The 18,531-nt window shown below is 46.2% G+C and carries 16 protein-coding genes and 2 riboswitches; of the genes, 10 read left to right on the forward strand and 6 right to left on the reverse strand.

Annotation, left to right across the window (positions count from 1 at the left end; translation table 11 throughout):
• The first annotated feature begins 126 nt into the window (after window positions 1-126).
• From PQG66_RS20330 to pstB, 5 genes are all read left to right on the forward strand, one after another.
• The gene (locus PQG66_RS20330) at window positions 127-1,419 is read left to right on the forward strand and encodes an arsenic transporter (protein WP_272039632.1); all 1,293 of its coding nucleotides are present in this window, start codon (window positions 127-129) and stop codon (window positions 1,417-1,419) included.
• A gap of 533 nt (window positions 1,420-1,952) precedes the next feature.
• Window positions 1,953-2,882 carry a phosphate ABC transporter substrate-binding protein gene (locus PQG66_RS20335; protein ID WP_272039633.1) on the forward strand — a complete coding sequence of 310 codons (930 nt, stop codon included), beginning with the start codon at window positions 1,953-1,955 and terminating at the stop codon, window positions 2,880-2,882.
• Window positions 2,883-3,000: 118 nt separating this feature from the next.
• A complete protein-coding gene (gene pstC / locus PQG66_RS20340) occupies window positions 3,001-3,936 on the forward strand; it encodes a PstC family ABC transporter permease (protein WP_442955139.1) in 936 nt (311 codons plus the stop codon).
• A 2-nt stretch (window positions 3,937-3,938) separates the two neighbouring features.
• Window positions 3,939-4,826, forward strand: a complete 888-nt coding sequence (gene pstA, locus PQG66_RS20345) for a phosphate ABC transporter permease PstA (RefSeq protein ID WP_272039757.1) — start codon at window positions 3,939-3,941, stop codon at window positions 4,824-4,826.
• 13 nt (window positions 4,827-4,839) lie between these two features.
• Window positions 4,840-5,595, forward strand: a complete 756-nt coding sequence (pstB, locus tag PQG66_RS20350) for a phosphate ABC transporter ATP-binding protein PstB (RefSeq protein WP_272039634.1) — start codon at window positions 4,840-4,842, stop codon at window positions 5,593-5,595.
• 322 nt (window positions 5,596-5,917) lie between these two features.
• On the opposite strand, the gene PQG66_RS20355 is transcribed toward pstB, so the two are convergent.
• The 5 genes from PQG66_RS20355 to PQG66_RS20375 are packed head-to-tail and all read right to left on the reverse strand — an operon-like array spanning window position 5,918 to window position 10,278.
• Window positions 5,918-7,159, reverse strand: a complete 1,242-nt coding sequence (locus PQG66_RS20355) for a hypothetical protein (protein WP_272039635.1) — start codon at window positions 7,157-7,159, stop codon at window positions 5,918-5,920.
• The gene (locus tag PQG66_RS20360; protein ID WP_334220797.1) at window positions 7,156-8,187 is read right to left on the reverse strand and encodes a hypothetical protein; all 1,032 of its coding nucleotides are present in this window, start codon (window positions 8,185-8,187) and stop codon (window positions 7,156-7,158) included. Before PQG66_RS20360 ends, PQG66_RS20355 begins: the two co-directional genes overlap by 4 nt.
• 1 nt (window position 8,188) lies before the next feature.
• Complete coding sequence (locus PQG66_RS20365; RefSeq protein WP_272039636.1) at window positions 8,189-9,043, reverse strand: ABC transporter ATP-binding protein; 855 nt, start codon at window positions 9,041-9,043, stop codon at window positions 8,189-8,191.
• Entirely contained in the window at window positions 9,030-9,737 is a 708-nt protein-coding gene (locus tag PQG66_RS20370) for a hypothetical protein (RefSeq protein WP_272039637.1), read from the reverse strand. Before PQG66_RS20370 ends, PQG66_RS20365 begins: the two co-directional genes overlap by 14 nt.
• Window positions 9,730-10,278 (reverse strand): RNA polymerase sigma factor, encoded by a 549-nt coding sequence (locus PQG66_RS20375; protein ID WP_272039638.1) that lies wholly within the window; start codon window positions 10,276-10,278, stop codon window positions 9,730-9,732. Before PQG66_RS20375 ends, PQG66_RS20370 begins: the two co-directional genes overlap by 8 nt.
• A gap of 550 nt (window positions 10,279-10,828) precedes the next feature.
• Between PQG66_RS20375 and PQG66_RS20380 the strand changes: the two genes are divergently transcribed.
• The 5 genes from PQG66_RS20380 to sdaAA all read left to right on the forward strand — a co-directional run bounded on the left by PQG66_RS20380 (window position 10,829) and on the right by sdaAA (window position 16,437).
• Window positions 10,829-11,539, forward strand: coding sequence for a response regulator transcription factor (locus PQG66_RS20380; RefSeq protein WP_272039639.1), 711 nt, complete (start codon window positions 10,829-10,831; stop codon window positions 11,537-11,539).
• Window positions 11,536-13,035 (forward strand): HAMP domain-containing sensor histidine kinase, encoded by a 1,500-nt coding sequence (locus PQG66_RS20385; protein ID WP_272039640.1) that lies wholly within the window; start codon window positions 11,536-11,538, stop codon window positions 13,033-13,035. Before PQG66_RS20380 ends, PQG66_RS20385 begins: the two co-directional genes overlap by 4 nt.
• Window positions 13,036-13,051: 16 nt before the next feature.
• Complete coding sequence (locus tag PQG66_RS20390) at window positions 13,052-14,146, forward strand: LolA family protein (protein WP_272039641.1); 1,095 nt, start codon at window positions 13,052-13,054, stop codon at window positions 14,144-14,146.
• Between the two features lie 217 nt (window positions 14,147-14,363).
• A riboswitch (glycine riboswitch) is annotated at window positions 14,364-14,537 on the forward strand.
• A 4-nt stretch (window positions 14,538-14,541) separates the two neighbouring features.
• Window positions 14,542-14,680: riboswitch (glycine riboswitch) on the forward strand.
• Window positions 14,681-14,792: 112 nt separating this feature from the next.
• Window positions 14,793-15,482, forward strand: coding sequence for an L-serine ammonia-lyase, iron-sulfur-dependent subunit beta (sdaAB, locus tag PQG66_RS20395; protein ID WP_272039642.1), 690 nt, complete (start codon window positions 14,793-14,795; stop codon window positions 15,480-15,482).
• A complete protein-coding gene (sdaAA, locus tag PQG66_RS20400; RefSeq protein WP_272039643.1) occupies window positions 15,472-16,437 on the forward strand; it encodes an L-serine ammonia-lyase, iron-sulfur-dependent, subunit alpha in 966 nt (321 codons plus the stop codon). Before sdaAB ends, sdaAA begins: the two co-directional genes overlap by 11 nt.
• Window positions 16,438-16,577: 140 nt before the next feature.
• Here the strand turns inward: sdaAA and PQG66_RS20405 are convergent, their stop codons facing one another.
• Window positions 16,578-18,338, reverse strand: coding sequence for an alpha-glycosidase (locus tag PQG66_RS20405; protein ID WP_272039644.1), 1,761 nt, complete (start codon window positions 18,336-18,338; stop codon window positions 16,578-16,580).
• Window positions 18,339-18,531 lie beyond the last annotated feature (193 nt).

Genomic DNA, 18,531 nt, shown 5'->3' on the forward strand with positions numbered 1-18,531 from the left:
TAACAAAATAAAGATAGACAATCCTCCTGCAGCCCTGTATAAATATATCGTCTGGTCCTCACACCAGTGGACTTCTGGATGATATAGCGGTGAGCATAACGAGTCAGGATAGCAGCAGGAGGAACTATGGTATATGTAGCAATATTGATATTTGTTTTGACGATCACAATGGTCATCTGGCAGCCACGCGGCATTGGCATAGGCTGGAGTGCTTCAGGAGGAGCAATCCTTGCCCTTGCAGCAGGGGTAGTCACCCTGAATGATGCTTCTGATGTAGCTTCTATTGTATGGAATGCTACACTCGCCTTTGTTGGCATCATTATGATTTCATTAATTTTGGACGAGACTGGATTCTTCGAATGGGCCGCTCTACACATGGCGAGATTAGCTGGAGGCAACGGGCGCAGACTGTTCCTATATTCTATTTTGCTCGGTGCAGCAGTATCTGCTTTATTTGCAAATGATGGCGCAGCGCTAATTCTGACACCGATCGTTCTGGCGATGGTGCGTGCATTGAAGTTTGAAGAGCGTATGGTATTGGCCTTTGTTATGGCGAGTGGGTTTGTGGCAGATACAACATCATTACCACTCGTGGTGAGCAATCTGGTCAATATCGTGTCTGCCGATTTCTTCGGCATTACATTTGTTGAATATGCGGTGCGTATGATTGTACCGAATCTGTTTTCCATTGCAGCGAGTACAGCCATGTTGTTTTTATTTTATCGTAAAAGTATTCCGCAGACCTACGATGTTACAGCTACTCGCGATCCAAAAGAAGCGATACGTGATCCGCGAGTGTTCAAGATTGCATGGTTTATGCTGGGGCTGCTGTTGGTAGCATATGCTTCCAGTGAATTTCTTCCGATTCCCGTCTCCGTTATTGTAGGTGCGGTGGCGTTGTTATTCGGGTTTCTAGCTCGTAAGAGCAAAGCGGTGAATTTGAAAAGAGTCATGAAGGAAGCCCCATGGTCCATCGTTGTCTTCTCCGTGGGCATGTACATTGTTGTGTATGGCTTACGTAACGCCGGATTAACGGATTACCTGAGTAGCTGGCTGGATGCTATAGCGGACTATGGCTTGTTGGCAGCATCGCTAGGGATGGGTTTGATCGCTGCAGTATTGTCCTCTGTAATGAACAACCTGCCAACCGTACTGATCAATCTACTTGCTATTGAGGGTGCGCACGTTGAAGGCACGGTAAGAGAGGCAATGATCTATGCGAATGTGATCGGTTCCGATCTGGGCCCAAAGATGACGCCGATTGGTTCACTAGCCACGTTGCTATGGTTGCATGTGTTATCCCGCAAGGGCGTCAAGATTACGTGGGGATATTATTTCAAGGCAGGCATCGTGCTAACTATTCCAACGTTGTTGATTACGTTGGCTAGCTTAGCTCTATGGCTGTGGATTCTGGGGTAACAGATATTGGAGTTTACAATAGGAGAATGAAGAAGGCTGTACTCACAATGTGTCATGCACATCCAGTGAGGCGGCCTTTTTTTATTGATTCAATTTTCCTTCTTTAGTGATGCTTATCATTTGAAGGAAATATTTTTATCTTTATTTATTATTCATGATTTAAGCCAAAGGCTCACTTCATATGAAGTTCAGCTTTGTTCTTCAAATGTTAATGTTAATTTTAATAATAAAACCCAACATCATTTGGAAACAATAGCAATGGAAGAATGAATCGGTACACAGGAACACCTTCCAAGGACGGGTTATTCCAGTCTCGGATGACCGGTAGATCTTTGTTTTAGAGGAGGCGAATGAGTAATCACCTAGTGAAATGAACAGAATAACGATGGAATGAACAAGCTAAATTTTTTTACATTGCGTTTACAAAACAATGATTTTCAGATGACATACTGAAATTACAATGATTAAAGAGTTGATGGTGATCAAACAAATTCAAAAAACGCCATCACTACATTGGGGGAGGAAGAGAAAACATGTTTAAAAAGTTGCCGTTTATTTTGATGACCTTAACGTTCGTACTAGTGCTTGCAGCATGCGGATCGAAAAACGACGCAGGTACAGATGGTGCTACAAGCAATGGATCAGGAGAAGGTGCTGCTGCTGAACTTAGCGGTAACATTCTTGCTGTTGGATCAACAGCACTTCAACCTCTGGTAGAGCAAGCCGGACAAAAATTTATGGCACTTGATGAATATAAGAACGTAATGGTACAAGTGCAAGGTGGCGGTAGTGGTACAGGTCTGACACAAGTTTCTGAAGGACAAGCTACAATCGGAAACTCCGACGTATTTGCTGAAGAGAAGTTGAAAGAAGAAGCGAAAGCAAAAGAACTGGTAGACCACCAAGTAGCAGTCGTAGCCATCGCACCAGTAAGCAACAAAGATGCGGGTGTAACGGATTTGACTAAGGAACAATTGGTAGACATTTTCTCCGGTAAAATTACAAACTGGAAAGATGTTGGCGGTAAAGATCAAGCGATCGTTATCGTTAACCGTCCAGGCAGCTCCGGTACGCGTGCAACTTTCGAGAATTTTGCACTGGGAACGAAAGTAGAAGATATTCAGGGTTCCATTCAAGAAGATTCCTCCGGTACAGTTAAGAAGCTTGTAGCTGAGACTCCAGGAGCAATTGGTTATCTGGCTCTGTCTTACCTGGATGACAGCTTGCAAGTTCTGAAATATGGTGGCGTTGAAGCTACAGTTGAGAACGTAGAAGCAGGAACATACCCTGTATGGGCTTACCAGCACATGTATACAAAAGGCGAGCCGGATGCAGCGACAAAAGCATTCCTCGACTACATGTTGAGTGACGAAATTCAACAAAATGATGTTAAGGAACTGGGCTACATCCCGGTATCTGGCATGAAAGTAAAACGCGATGCAGCAGGTAATATAACGGAGTAATATTCTTTGAACTTGCGCATACAGCGAGAGAGGCGGACCCAGGTCCTGCCTCTTTACGCGGTTTGCTCAGATATTATCCCATATTTTGCATTAATTCTACTATAGAAGGATGGTTGTTATGGAACAGACCGAAGGGGGAACGGTAATGAACAATAAGCTGAAGCCACGCCGGCCCTTGAGAGAGAAACATTACTGGGAAGAGTGGACGGGACGGATCTATACCTCGATATGCGTGGTGTTCCTGATCGTTGTCATGTTTTCCATCGTATATTTTGTGGCGTCGAAAGGGTTATCGACCTTTTTCCAGGATGGCGTCAGTGTGCGCGAATTCTTATTCGGCAAAACGTGGAATCCTGCAGGCGAGCCTGCGGTTTATGGTGCATTGCCGTTCATCACGGGTTCTTTTACAACCACCTTGCTTGCCGCATTAATTGCGAGTCCGCTTAGTCTGTGTGCAGCGCTCTTTATGACAGAGATTGTACCAGGTAAAGGTAAAAAGATTTTGCAACCAGCGATTGAGTTGCTGTCCGGTATTCCATCTGTTGTGTATGGATTCATCGGTCTGAGTGTGATTGTTCCTATGTTACGGAGTATCTTCGGAGGAGCCGGAATCGGGATTGCAGCCGGATGTCTGGTGCTGTCCGTTATGATTCTTCCTACAGTAACAAGTATTATGGCAGATGCGTTGTCTGCTCTGCCTAAAGGTTTACGTGAATCTTCTTATGCGCTTGGTGCGACACGCTGGCAGACGATCTATCGGGTAATCATTCCGACAGTATTACCAGCATTGCTGACGGGTATTGTACTCGGTATGGCTCGGGCGTTTGGCGAGGCACTCGCTGTACAGATGGTTATTGGTAATGCGCCGCACGTACCGACTTCCCTGCTTGAATCAGCTTCAACATTAACAAGCGTAATCACCCTGAGTATGGGTAATACCACGATGGGTTCTGTTCATAACAATGCACTGTGGAGCATGGCGCTTGTCCTGCTGGTAATGACCTTCATCTTTGTCATTCTGGTTCGCCTGCTTGAAAGGAGGAACCGGGTATGAGAATGAAACCAAAAACAATGGACAAGATCGCAACAGCTGTCATCGTAGTTCTTGCGTTGTTCATTGTTGTACTTCTATTAGGTTTGCTCGGCTATATTCTGGTTCGTGGAATTGGCAAAATTGACTGGCACTTCCTGACGAGTGCACCTCAGTTGCTAAGAGGTGGCGGCGGGATTGGACCGCAGTTGTTTAACTCGGTATTTCTACTTGTGCTGACCCTGATTATAACAATTCCGCTCGGCTGGGGCGGCGGTATTTATATGGCGGAATATGCGAAGCCAGGACGGATAACCAGTTTTATTCGTCTAGTTGTTGAAGTGCTGTCATCATTCCCATCCATCGTTATCGGTTTGTTTGGACTGTTGCTTATCGTCAATAAGTTCGGTTTGGGTTTCTCCCTACTATCGGGTGCTATGGCATTGGCGATCTTCAACCTGCCACTTATGGTGCGAACCACGGAGCAGGCGTTTCGAGCTGTTCCCAAAGAACAGAAGGAAGCCGGTCTCGCACTCGGTTTGTCCAAATGGAAGATCATTACGTCTATCCTGCTACCCGTGGCACTGCCAAGCTTGATCACCGGAACCATTCTGGCTTCCGGCCGGATATTCGGTGAAGCTGCTGCACTGATGTTTACTGCAGGGATGAGTAGTCCACCGCTGGACTTCACGGACTGGAATCCGACAAGTCCAAGATCACCAATTAACCCGCTACGTCCTGCGGAAACGCTAGCCGTGCATATCTGGAAAGTAAACAGTGAAGGCATCGGACCGGATTCTAAAGAAGTAGCAGCAGGGGCATCTGCGGTGCTGGTGATTCTCGTACTGGCGTTCAATTTGAGTGCACGCTGGATCGGGCGGGTTGTATATCGCCGCATGACAGCTTCGAAATAAGGAGGAACACCACATGGCCATACCTTTTGGTACGGAACAGTTAAGTATATATTACGGGCATTTTCAGGCAGTGAAACAGATCAGCCTGGCCTTTCCCGAAGCGAGTGTAACGGCTCTTATCGGACCGTCGGGTTGCGGTAAGTCCACGTTCCTCCGGTCTTTGAACCGGATGAACGATGAAATTGCCGGTTCTCGCACAGAGGGTCACATCTGGATGGATGGCAAAGACCTGAACGAACCGGGTACAGATGTGATCAAGCTTCGTCAGAAAATCGGTATGGTATGGCAGAAGCCAAACCCTTTCCATAAATCCATCTACAACAATATCGCGTTTGGCCCTCGCTACCGCGGTACGAAGAGTAAGAAAGCATTGGATGAGATTGTTGAAAAGAGCTTGCGCCGTGCTGCCCTCTGGGATGAGGTTAAGGACAGACTGAATGATTCGGCCTTGGCACTCTCGGGTGGACAGCAACAACGTCTCTGTATCGCTCGTGCATTGTCCGTGGATCCACAGATTCTATTGCTCGATGAGCCAGCGTCTGCCCTCGATCCCGTATCCACGGGTAAAGTAGAAGAACTGATCTCTGAGCTTAAGAAAGATCTGAGAATCGTTATTGTGACCCACAACATGCAACAGGCAGCTCGAATCTCGGATTATACGGCCTATTTCTATCTCGGCAATCTGATTGAACATGGGGATACAGAGCATATATTCTCCAACCCGGACAATCGGTTGACACAGGAATATATTATGGGTCGTTTTGGATAATTGGATTGAGAGTACAATATAGATGTATAGAATTTGAGTAACAGGATACACAGAAGCATGATCTTTGAACAAGGGAGTTCATAGACCATGCTTTTTGTGTTCTTATGCAATTGAATTTCATATGTTTAAAAGGTGTCTTGCCAACAAAACGCGAAAAACGTACGCTAAGCGAAAATTAAATCAAACAATCCTGGAATTCCGTACGCTAAGGAAATCCGGCTTGTTCTTGTACAAGCGCTATGGAAGATCAACTTTTAGGGTAATCCCTGCGAATCTGTTAACCTTACATTAGTGCTGTGTGCAAAGACTTTCGTCTTGTGCCTTAAGCTACATCAATACGCTTCTCCCGTATCGAAATAATTACCGCCACAATCAATCCGACAACGGCAACAAAACCGCATAAGATAACCTCAGGCACGTTAAATCTACCATGAAAGATAGTATTGAAAACGATGTTATTATCCGATAATGCCTTGTTGACTGAAAGTACGGCTATTCCCGCAACCGCAACACCGACCGGAACGGCCTTAATCAGCATCATTACAATATTCGCGCTAAATCTCGCAAGTATAAACGCGAAACATGCCGTACCGACACTTAGTGTAATTATCATTCCTGCGAGTATGAGAGTATACTGCCCGAAGGTAATGTTATAAAGCTGCATACCCCAACTATTAAGCGACATAATATGCGAATCCCAATAATTCCCTGCACCTGCTGCAAGGAATGGAATATATGCTGCGACAATCAAAAGAATGGATAAAACGAGTGCACTTACAATAGTTGCGGCAAATTGAAGCCTAAAAATCGTGCGACCAATAGTTGACGAATACTGCATTAGGTTTACCTTCCGCATGCGGTCGGTTGTCAGCAGGGGGGCAATGAGAATAATTACGGACACTACAGTAAAAACCCCAACAACAGCGGTGTAAAGCGAAAATTCCATGTCAAGGTCATAGCGGATCAAGTTTGCATTGCGCATTTGCATTAATTTCTCAGCGGTGTGGACGACCACAGGGCGGGAATCGTGGTCTATATAGCTGCGAAGAGAAGCCTCATAGTCATTATATGTGCGTTCGAGCGCCTTGAGCGTCTGCAGCCTAATCAGTGGCGAGGCATACCATTCATCCAATGTTTGTGTGCTATTGCTAAAATCCAGCTTGCTCTGCATTGTGGAAATAGTATCATTAAAGATTTCCTTTTCCTCCTCGCTTAGGTCGCTGGAGTATCCGTTATCGGCAAATACCTCATAATCAGCGTAGCTGTAGATATTGTTTTCGGTAAAAATCGTCTCGTTTGAGATAATTTCATCCATTTTAGAAATAAGGGCAACCTTTTTGCCTGGGATATCATAGTCGGCCAATTCTTCCGGTTCAAGCGTATCGCCGTAAAGTGCAAACATCTCATTCTGATAGGAACCGTAAATACCATGGGTGGTCAGACTATCATATGAGCGCAGTGCTTCGCTCAAAAATGCGAACCACGTCAACGTAGCAATTGCAGCAATAAGCGCAAGAATGCGCCAATTCCATAGCTTCTTGAGTTCACATACAAAGATTCTCATAATAGCTCCCTCTTGTTAAATATTTTAGTGGAAATGAATGCGGCGATGGAAAGCACAGCAAGGGAAACGAAAAGCCCAACGGTCTCAAAGTTCGCCCATATAATTTCCGCTCCGCCGTCGGTGAACCATGCTACATTATTTTTCCATAACCAAACGGGAGTGAGGGTCCAAATGCCCCGTGAAACCGAGCCGATTGGAAAAAGGGGCTTAGCAAGAAATGTGACGCCGACTACCGACGCAGCGGCGATAAATGCTCCGTATCCGTTACGAACAAATACCCCAGTTGCATATCCTAACAAGCAAAAGCAAACTGCAATACCAAAGGTTACTCCGATTGTTGCCCAAAGATACCCCTCAACAGTGAAGCTTTGCCATGTGATGAAAGGCTTCTCGTATTCATTCACAGCGTAGTTAAACATACTTGATACGTTATCGTACCATACATCTGAAAAATTGAATCTGAGAAAAAAAATGCACAAACTCACTCCTAGAATTACGACAGTCATGGCTACTGCCGCCATCAGCGAGGCACTCAGTTTTGTCCTGAGTACCCGTCTTCCAATTTTTGAAGCGCAGATAATATGTTCGGTCCCTCTCAAGTTTTCGTAGGTTACCGATATGAGTGCGGCAAATAACGCTAGCAAACAGCTTTCCGCAATAATTGCCATAAACATGTTATTAAACAACAGACTATGGCGGTAATGAGTTTGTCCACCGAAGTAAGTTGATAAAGCATCGCCGTTAGCGGCTTTCTCATCAATAACAGGTTGTAGTTTTTTATACTTGTCGCGTATATTCTCGGCGTTTTCGCCTGTGATGTTGTACTTCCTTATATATCTCTCCCCGATTTCGCTTGTCTTAAATCCCTCAAAGATATTGACAGCTTCTGCTTCGTAATTCGAGCCATAATCGTTGTAGCCGACTATCGCAATCACAGCGTTAAAAACGATGCATAGGACAACGATTCCAACCATCACGGGTGAAAACACAAGTTTTTTAAGCTCGTACCCGAATAGCATATATCTCACCTCACATTGCCTCATCTCGATATATGTATAGAAACACGTCCTCAAGATTGGGGCTGACACTACGCGCGACATCGCCGCAGTCGCTCTCACTCGCGAAACGCGTGACAGTTTTTCCGTTCTCCTGGTGTTCTGTGAGCACTAGATAAGGCGATTTGATATCGGCAATATCGTCCGTTTCGTAGACCTTGCCCATGAGCGTCCTGCATATCGACGCTGGTGACTCGTTGGTGAACAATCTGTGATTTTTGAACATAATAACCCTACTTGCGATTGTTTCAATGTCCGACACAATATGCGTCGAAAGTATGACAATTCGGTCTTTGGATAGTGACGAGATAAGGTTGCGGAAGCGAACGCGTTCTTTTGGGTCAAGCCCTGCCGTAGGTTCGTCGAGAATTAGGATTTTGGGATCGTTCAGCATAGCCTGAGCGATTCCGACGCGCTGAATCATACCACCTGAAAACTTCTTCATCTTCTTATCTCGCACGTCCGACAAGCCCACAAGATCAATGAGTTCGTCGGTCTTGCGCTTTGCTTTGTCGCGATCGATACACTTTAACGCTGACATATACAACAGGAACTCTCTCGGCGAGTGATTCCTATAATAGCCAAAATCCTGCGGCAGATAGCCGATAATGTCGCGGTATGAAGCGTCAAGCCCAACGATTTCATCTCCGTTCCAAAGGATCTCGCCCTTTGTGGGGAAGATGAGTGTCGTGAGCATTTTAATCAGTGTGGTCTTGCCCGCGCCGTTTGGGGCAAGCAAGGCGTAGACACCGCCAGAGAATTCAAGGTTGATATCCTCCAGAGCGGTGAAATTTCCATATTTCTTAGTCAAATTGTTAAGCAATAGCATATTTTTTTACCTCCGACATCATTTTTGAAATTTGATAAGCAAATGCTGCCCCTCCGAGAACGGCAAGCACAACCGAAAAAGCAATCGGCATTTCGCGTAATATTGTCTCCCATTTTTCCCCTAGTGAGAAAGGGATTACGATATTTACGAACACCCACACCACCGAGAACACCGCATTTACCCATTTGCCGTGAAGAAAACGCATAAAGGATATACTCAAGGTAGCGCAGAGAAACAGGGCGGACAGGCAAATTGGAAACAGTGAGAGGAATTCATATCCGCTGTCTGTACTGATTGTCGCGATAACCGTGGTGAACACAAAGCCGAAGACCGAGTAGCAAATCACCCGCAGAGCGGTTATCTGCTGGATGGTGTAGCGGCAAGTCTGTTTTAGTCCGTATAGCCCACATGTCCGCTCCGACGTTTCGGCAAACATGGTTATCAATAGGAAAACTAGTGGGGCAACGGCGATGGCGGCGGAGAAGCGGTAATTATCAGGCGCAAAGCTGAATAGCGCGAGAACAACTGCGAGAGTTACGGCGGCGAAGAACAAGCTATATCCAGTATCCCAAAATATGAAACGGAAGCCTATGATGCGCAGCATTTCAGCAATCCGCTCTCTAGCCGTTTGCGGCTTGACTAATCCTTGCGAAAGGATATATTCAATGCTTGCATTCTTTGTTTTCTTATCCATAATCAGCAAACTCCTTTCTAATCAGCTTGATAAGGCGGTAATACTTGGATTTCACGCTTCCCTCAGGAAGTCCTTCGATACCTGCGATTTCAGAGAACGTGTACCCGCCGAAAATGTGAAGCCGGAAGATTTTCTGCGTATCCGGAGGCAAACCGCCCAAAAAAACACATATTTTCTCCGTAAAATCCCTGTTTTCAAATTGCCGAGTGAAGTCTGCTTCATCAATCGGCTCCACCTCGTCAAGCGATATTGTTTTGGTCATCGCGTGGTAGGCACGTGACCGGAACCAATCAACGACCTTATTTGCGGCAATCCTGTACATCCACGTTCGGAATCCCGCACCTCGCTTCATATCGTAAAACCCGATTGTCCTGAGCATTGAGATAAAGATCTCTTGTGTCAATTCGATAGCAATATCTGCATTTGAGACTTGTTTCCTCACAAATCCGTAAATCTCGTCATAGTAGCATTGCACCAGTTCATCGGCGGCGGCGCGGTCTCCGTTTCGCTGGATTTTCTTTATTAGGCGTAGCTCGTCCAACCGCACCACCTCCTTTTTGTCTGTCCATTTATACATTCGTAGTGGACAGAGAAATAGTTTCAACGCCGGAAATAATATATATTTTAGATTTTATCTTCCGCTCAGAACGAAGTCACCAGTCTATGGTCTTCTCAGTATTTTTAAAGAATATTCCTTGGGCATCCGTATGCAACTGCAACACAATTTAACAGGATTGCCGCAATTTCTTACACAACACAATGATATGACCGCTCAAACAACACTCAAAAGAAGAATAGAAAAGTTGGAACAAAATGATGAGTCTGATTTCCTTGCGTACGTTTTTTGCGTATTGTTGGCGGTACCCCTAAAAAGGAAATAACTGAAAAAACGATCTTGTTCGTATATAATTAAAAGATCGATAGCTGTAAGGAAGCATAATTACTCGGACGGAACTGCCCGGGGATTATGCTTTTTGCTATTTTTCAACTTATCGTTATATATCGACGAAGCAATTTATAAAGAAAGTATAAACTTTGCAGAATCAGATGGATTCTTCGCTACAATTTAGTCATGGGAGGATGAAAGCGCAATGACAGACAAGGACAACATACTTCTCGTAGAAGATGACCCGGAAATAGCCCGTATTCTATTAGACCATCTGCGCCGGGAAGGATATGCGGTGACCTGGGCTTCAAGTGGACTGGAGAGCTGGGAAGATTTCAGGAATGGGGAGTACCAACTTGTGTTGCTCGATCTGATGCTGCCGGAGATGGATGGATTTACCGTGTGCAAGCATGTGAGGTTAATTAGTGATGTTCCCGTATTAATCATGAGCGCACGCACTCAGGAGGAAAGCAAACTCAAAGGACTTGGTCTGGGGGCGGATGATTATATCACAAAACCTTTCAGTCTGGCAGAACTCACAGCGCGAGTGGAGGCTCATCTGAACAGATACCGCCGATATCAAGGCAGTCCATCGACTTCCGTTTCTCAGCAGTACAATGACGGATTGTCTATACATCCGCAGAATCAGCAGGTGAAGCTGAATGGCGTTGAACTTCAATTGACGAGTAAAGAAGTTGCGTTACTCATGTTACTGGCTTCGCACCCAGACCGGGCATTCACGAAAAAGGAGATATATGAGCATGTATGGGGACAGCCGGCAGAGGGGAGTTCAGGGACAATCACTGTCCATGTCAAAAGTCTGAGGGCAAAGTTGGGGGATGAACCGCATCAGCCGCGCTGGATTCAAACGGTGTGGGGCAGTGGTTATCGTTTCATCGGGGAACGGATCAAATGAAGTTGAAATATTGGTTAATGCTAGCATTTCTCATTGTCATGCTGCTGCCTGTAGTAGCAGGATGGGCTTTGTTTTCCCTGTATAACTACTATGAGAATCAGCGTTCTGTAGCTGAATACGTGGCATTGTCTGAACGTCTCGCCCCGATCGAGCAAGCACTGGATGATCCAACGCTTTATCAGCTTCAGTCTCCCGAGCGCCATCAAAACCTCCCTAAGCTTGCAAACGAACAAGTAAGCTTTAATCTGTATTTGCCCTCTGGCATTCAGGTGTTCACTTCTAGTGAGGATACTTGGAAAACAAGTGGATATACCATGAGGAGCTCTGAATTATATCGAAATCTATATAACCTGCAGATTCGACATCGTACGTTTTCGCTGAAAAAACCGGTCTGGCATCAAGGAGAACTGGTGGGCATTTATGAAATAACGATGCTGCGGCAAGACTGGCTCGACGGAATCTCTATTCGAACGACCTGGGTCGTTAGCGGAGCAGTACTATTCTTTGTTTTGTTGTATGGAACGGTGTTGTGGTTATTGTCCCGGAAGCTGTTCTTTCCCATGAAAGTGTTGATGAACCGAATGCATACCTTTGCCCGCGGAGAAGAACCGGAATCGGATATCAAGGGCCATATTCGCCGCGATGAGATGGGCACGTTGTTACAGCAGTTTGATGCAATGCAGCAGACCATTAGACAAACCTACGGAGAAGTGGAGAAGCAACAAAAAGAAAAAGAAATGATTGTAGCCTCCCTCTCTCATGATCTGAAGACACCCTTAATGTCGATCAGTGCCTATGCAGAAGCACTCAGTATGGATGTACGTTCTGAACGATCGGAAAGACAGGAGTATAAAGAGGTTATCGCTAGGAATGTGGAACGTATGAAACAGATGATTGGGGAACTTGAGATGTACACAGCGCTGGGCTCCGGTGATTCGGAACTGGCTATGGTTGAGGTAGAAGGGGAAGAATTTTTCGAAATGTTGCTCGGCAGTTACGGCGAAATCGCGGAACGTGAAAAGTTCACTATCCAGATGTGTGTGCGTACGAATCAGCCCTACCGGATACACCCTGAATCGCTAATGCGTCTGGCTGATAATCTGGTGCATAACGCGCTTCGTTATACTCCGCCCAAAGGCAACATTGGACTTGCAGTAATAGATTCAATGGAGGAGCTTCCTGAATGGATTCATGCATCACTAAGAGAGGAACTAGATTTGTACAGATCCGGGATGACGATCCTGGTGGTGCAAAATGAAGGTTCAGCCATTCCGGCAGAACAGCTGGAACGAATCTTTGAGCCTTACGTCCAATATCAGAATCAGGAGGGGCACAGCTTCGCTGGAGGCTCTGGATTAGGGCTCAGTATTGCCAAACGAATTGCATTAAAACATGGAGGGGATATGCGCATGTGGTCCTCGGAAGAGTATGGGACTGCAGCGGTATGCCGATTGCGAGAGTTGGAGAACTGCGATGATTGCGCAGATATGATCTAAGAAAGGATGATTGTTTATGATTAAAAATGGATTGAAACTCATTGGAGCGGCCTTGATCGCTGGTTCACTATTTGCAGGTTGTGCAGAGAAGGAGCTGCTTGGAATGTCTGGAGATGACATGATTGAGAAAATTATTACTACGGAGTCGGAGCCGGCGTCCTACTATGCAGAAGGTGTGTTGAAGATGTGGACGGATGACGAGATCACCAACACGATACAAGTGAAAGAATGGGTGGACGGAAAAAAGGGACAACAGCGAATCGAGACAGATGATAATGGAAATGTAAGCTATGCTGTTCATAACGGTTCAGAGATTCTGATCTATGAGAAAGAGACAAAAACTGCGTATTCGATGGACTCATCTACACTTCAGCAAGAGCCTAATCAAACCCAGAAGCAGATGCTGGTAGATCAACTGGAGCGGATGCGTGATACCCATAATGTGAAGATGCTGGGACAGGAAAAGCTTCAGGGGCATGAAGTAATTCACATCGAGCTGACACCAAAGGATGAAAATACTCTGGCTATGTCATCTCAGTATTGGGTCGATCCCGAGAAGTGGATGGTTGTTAAAGCTACCAGTACGTATGGGGATAGTAGATCTGAGGTTCATTATGATCTGATTGATTATAATCCTAAATTCACAGATCAGACGTTTACTCTGGACATTCCTGCAGACGTTGAAGTGAAAAAAATGAATGATATGATGAATAACAAAGAGATCACAATGGAAGAAGCAGAGAAGGCAGTAGGCCAGCCTTTCCTGCAATATGTAGGTAAGGATCTGGAATTATCAAGAATCGAGTTGACTCCATCGTTAGCAGAAAATGGCCGTGACGAAGTCACATTGTACTATGTGAAAAATAACAAACCTGAGATTAGTCTCACCCTATTCAAAGCGCCAGATGAAAATGTAGATGAGAAGCTTCTGCCAGAGGAAAAAAAATTGGCCGTGCGTGATACAGAAGGTTCATACATGTCCATAATCCGGAATTTGTCATGGAGTGAGGGAGGTTTGCGTTATTCCATCATGGGAGAAAACGAAACATGGACAGAGGAAAAACTGCAGTCATGGGCGAACGATTTGCAGCTTCCAAAGAACAGCAAATAACTCCCAGGCATGAACCGCGCCTGAACGATATCCATGAATAATGCATATAATTGTAGAAAAGAGAGATATTATCTTTCTATATTAAGGTCTCCTTTTTAAACATGCATATGTGATTACGTCACTTTTATTGACATATACAATCCATGCATATTAATCTGTATATGATCGAATTGGTCTAGGCTTAAAATTTCGTAATGAAACAAATGAATACAGCGAATGATAACGAGTGGGAGAGACTTGAGCAGGCTGAATCCATACGGAATGGATGGGTATGATGCATCATGTAGATGCAGAACGATTCTGTTACTGGCCAGCTTGAGGCACCGAAGGAGCAAGCGTTTATGTATCCGGCAGAACGTTAATCTCTCAGGTAAACGAACCATCGTTGGACGCAACTCTGGAGAGTGCGCGGAAGAAGCGCCACCCAAGGGGTATATGTTCCGTCCGTCCAGTGAACAGAGGGGTACTGCAATGTGCTTGACCTTGTTCTGCTTGGCGCCAGGATCATGAAACTCTCAGGTATCAAGGACAGAGAGAGGGCTAACGGCCTTCTTCTGTCTTTTTTTAATGTCATCATTCAGTAGTCATTAACATTATAGTGGGTCTTGTCTGGATGGTTCTGACGAAACAATGGGAGGGTTGTAAGATGCGGTTTAAAGATGTTTTTTCAATTATTGGTCCGTCGATGACAGGACCGTCCAGTTCACATACAGCGGGTGCAGCGAGATTGGGTCGTATTGCGCGTCAGTGGCTTGGATGCACACCGGAACGTGCGCGTCTGACTCTATATGGCTCATTTGCAGATACCTATCAGGGGCATGGGACTGATCTGGCTCTAATTGGGGGTCTGCTCGATTATGTTACGGATGATCCGCGTATACCTGATGCAGAGCAGCATGCGGTAGAAGCGGGCATGGAGGTAGAGTTTTACACCAGTGGTCTCCCTGCTCCTCATCCAAACACAGTCAAGATTGAAATCTGGCATGGTGAACGGGAATGCTCATTAATGGGTGCTTCCATCGGGGGCGGGAGTGTATCTGTGCATGCATTGAATGATTTTCGTGTACAGATTAGCGGAGAGTTTCCAACGCTTGTTTTGCGTCATGCAGACAAAGCCGGGGTACTCGCATCTGTGACTTCAGCAATCAGTTCATCAGGAGTGAACATCGGATATATGCAAGTAGATCGGAAGGCAAGAGATGGGGAAGCATTGACCGCTATGGAGATGGATGCTCCTCCGAGTGAAGAGGTGTTGATGAAGCTTCGTGCACTGGATCATGTGCTGGACATTCGTGTGATCGATCTGAAGAGAGGGGTTGACCCTAATGCGTTTTAAACATTTGCATGAATTAAACACGATCTGCACAGCGGAGTCCAAAACGATTGCGCAGCTGATGATTGAGGAGCAGGTGCAGGAGACGAATACTCCAGAAGCAGACGTCGTGAAGCAGATGTCGGAATACTACCAGGTGATGAAGGAAGCAGTGCGTAAAGGGCTTACCGAGGATACAACATCGCGCAGTGGACTGACAGGCGGAGACGGGAAAAAGATGGCCGATTACATTCGCAAAGGAGAGATTTGCTCTGGTGATGCCTCTGCTCTGGCTATGGCATATGCACTATGTGTATCCGAAGTGAACGCCTCTATGGGGCGAATTGTGGCTACACCTACAGCAGGTTCGTGCGGCATCATTCCCGGTGTGTTTATAAGCTCGCAGGAGCGCTTTGGCTGGACGGATGAACATCTGGTGAATGGATTGTTCTGTGCTGGAGCCATCGGTTATGTCATTGCCAACAATTCATTCATCTCTGGAGCCGAGGGGGGCTGTCAAGCTGAGGTTGGTTCAGCGATTGGCATGGCTGCCGGTGCAATGGTGGAGCTTCGTGGCGGAACACCGGAGCAGGTTGTGCATGCCGTAGGATTGGCTCTGAAAAATACACTGGGCCTTATCTGTGATCCGGTGGCGGGTCTTGTGGAGATTCCGTGCATTGTGCGCAACGGACTCGGAGCCGTTACTGCCTTGGCTGCCGCTGACATGGCTTTGGCTGGCGTACGTAGTGCGATTCCGTCCGATGAAGTCATTGATGTGATGCTTGAGGTAGGCAGCGCCATGCCAAGCCGTCACCGTGAGACAGCGCAGGGTGGGTTAGCTCAGACACCGACGGGCCGCAAAATGATGGAGAAGCTGGCGAAACCTAAGGCCAAGCGGGCGGAGCCGGAAGATCCGGAAGTAACATCGGATACAAGTTCGGGAGCCCCGAAGGCTCAATCCGAAATAGAGAAGAAGTGATTCGAACAAACAAGCGTCCATCAACCTGAGATCAGGTTGACTGGACGCTGTTTGTTTATGGAACGGTATATGAGAAGTTAATTCATTATATCCACTGGATCCAATAGGCGATACGAGTGATAATAGGAGCAAAAATACGATTAAGCCAGATCTAATTCCGCGCGCATCACTGCATATCCATAGGCAGGTAACTCAATGGCAAGTATGCCATCGTCAAGTGCAGTTCGGTGATTTCCTTCGAACAGTTCGGTCCATGGCTGAGTACCTGCTTCCAGTTCAACAATTGCAGTTTCCTCCGACCGGTTGAACAGGATCAGAATCCGTTCCTCATTACTTTGGCGTTCCAACACCAACTGACTACCACCGGAACGGGCTTGCAGGAAACGAACCGTACCTTCCGCACGTAGCGCAGGATGAGCATGACGCAGAGCAATCAGCTTCTGATAATATCGTAGTAGTTCTCGGTCCTGCTTCGTTTCATCCCATTCCATGCATTTACGACATCCCGGATCATGCTCGCCGTCCAGGCCAATCTCGTCCCCATAATAGATACAAGGGGCTCCTATATAACTGAACTGGAATAATGCTGCCAGTTTCATCTTGCGCTGATCGCCTTCACTTAGAGTGAGTAGACGAGGGGTATCGTGGCTGTCCAGTAAGTTGAAAGCCACCTCACTCGCCTGAAGCGGATAACGGGACAATTGACGTCCAATGGCATTGGCGAATTGTTCCGCATCGATCTTGTCTTCCACAAAGAAACCGTTCACGGCTGCGGTAAATGGATAGTTCATGGCTGCATCAAATTGATCACCTTGGAGCCAGGCAGAAGATTCATTCCATATCTCGCCCAGGATGTAGGCGTCCGGGTTGGCTGCTTTAACGACTTTTCGGAAATCCCGCCAGAAGGCATCATCTACTTCATCGGCCACATCGAGACGCCAGCCGTCTGTGCCCACTTCTTTAATCCAGTATTCGGCGACTTGTAACAAGTAAGCTTTAACGTCCGGGTTCTCTGTGTTCAATTTGGGCATATGAGCCTCAAAGCCAAAGGTTTCATAGGTCGGTATACCATCCTTCACCTCCAGCGGGAACTCATGCACATGGAACCAATCCTTATATTTGGATTCAGCGCCATGTTTCTGTACATCAAGGAATGGAGCAAACGTCTTGCCTGAATGATTGAACACTGCATCCAGAATTACACGAATGCCGCGTTCATGACACAGCTTAACCAGACGTTTCACGGTATCGGCATCACCAAAGTGGCGATCTACGCGTAGATAGTCCTCTGTGTCGTATTTATGATTGGTCGTGGCCTCAAAGATCGGAGTGAAGTAGATCGCATTGATGCCCAAGTCGCTCAGGTAATCTAAGTGATCAATTACCCCTTGCAGGTCACCCCCAAAGAAATTGAAGGGCGTAGGCTCACCTCCCCATGGGTCAACCTCTTTGGGGTTGATTTCAGGATTGCCATTGGCAAATCGCTCGGGGAAAATCTGATAAAATACAGCATCTTTCACCCATGCTGGGGGCGTAAATACGGCTCCTGCATGAATATAAGGAAACTGGAACATGCGGCCGGGGTCATCCGGCTCTTCTTCCTGGAAATCTGTTTCGGTCATCCAGATTTGTTGATCCCCACTCTTAAGCAAAAAAGCATACTTCAAGCGACGATAGGGAGGCTTAACTTCCCCTTCGTAATAATCAAACATAGAGTCGGACGTGAGTTTGGTCAAAGGAATCATATCCCGGGTTTCTTCCCATGCATACTTATCCCCTGTCAGGGCATACACTTCCGTCAGATCGTCCTTTTTGGCACGAAGGCGTAGACGGATTGTGTCTTGGTCGTAGGCATAGGCCCAATTTCGCTTCGGTTGGTGAAAGATCGCTTCAAGTAGCATGTGGAATTCCTCCAGTCAGATATAGAATAAGATGTGAAATATGGAAGTGTAGTATGTAAATCGTATTTCAATGATGGGGAGAACCGCATATTACAAGACTATGGATTGCGTTATAATGGAAATAGAAAACAGGATACCTGACATTGTAGCTTACACAACAGGTATGTCGTTTAACCTGAGAACAGGATGTTTT

The organism is Paenibacillus sp. JJ-100 (genome assembly GCF_948329825.1).
GTDB lineage: Bacteria > Bacillota > Bacilli > Paenibacillales > Paenibacillaceae > Paenibacillus.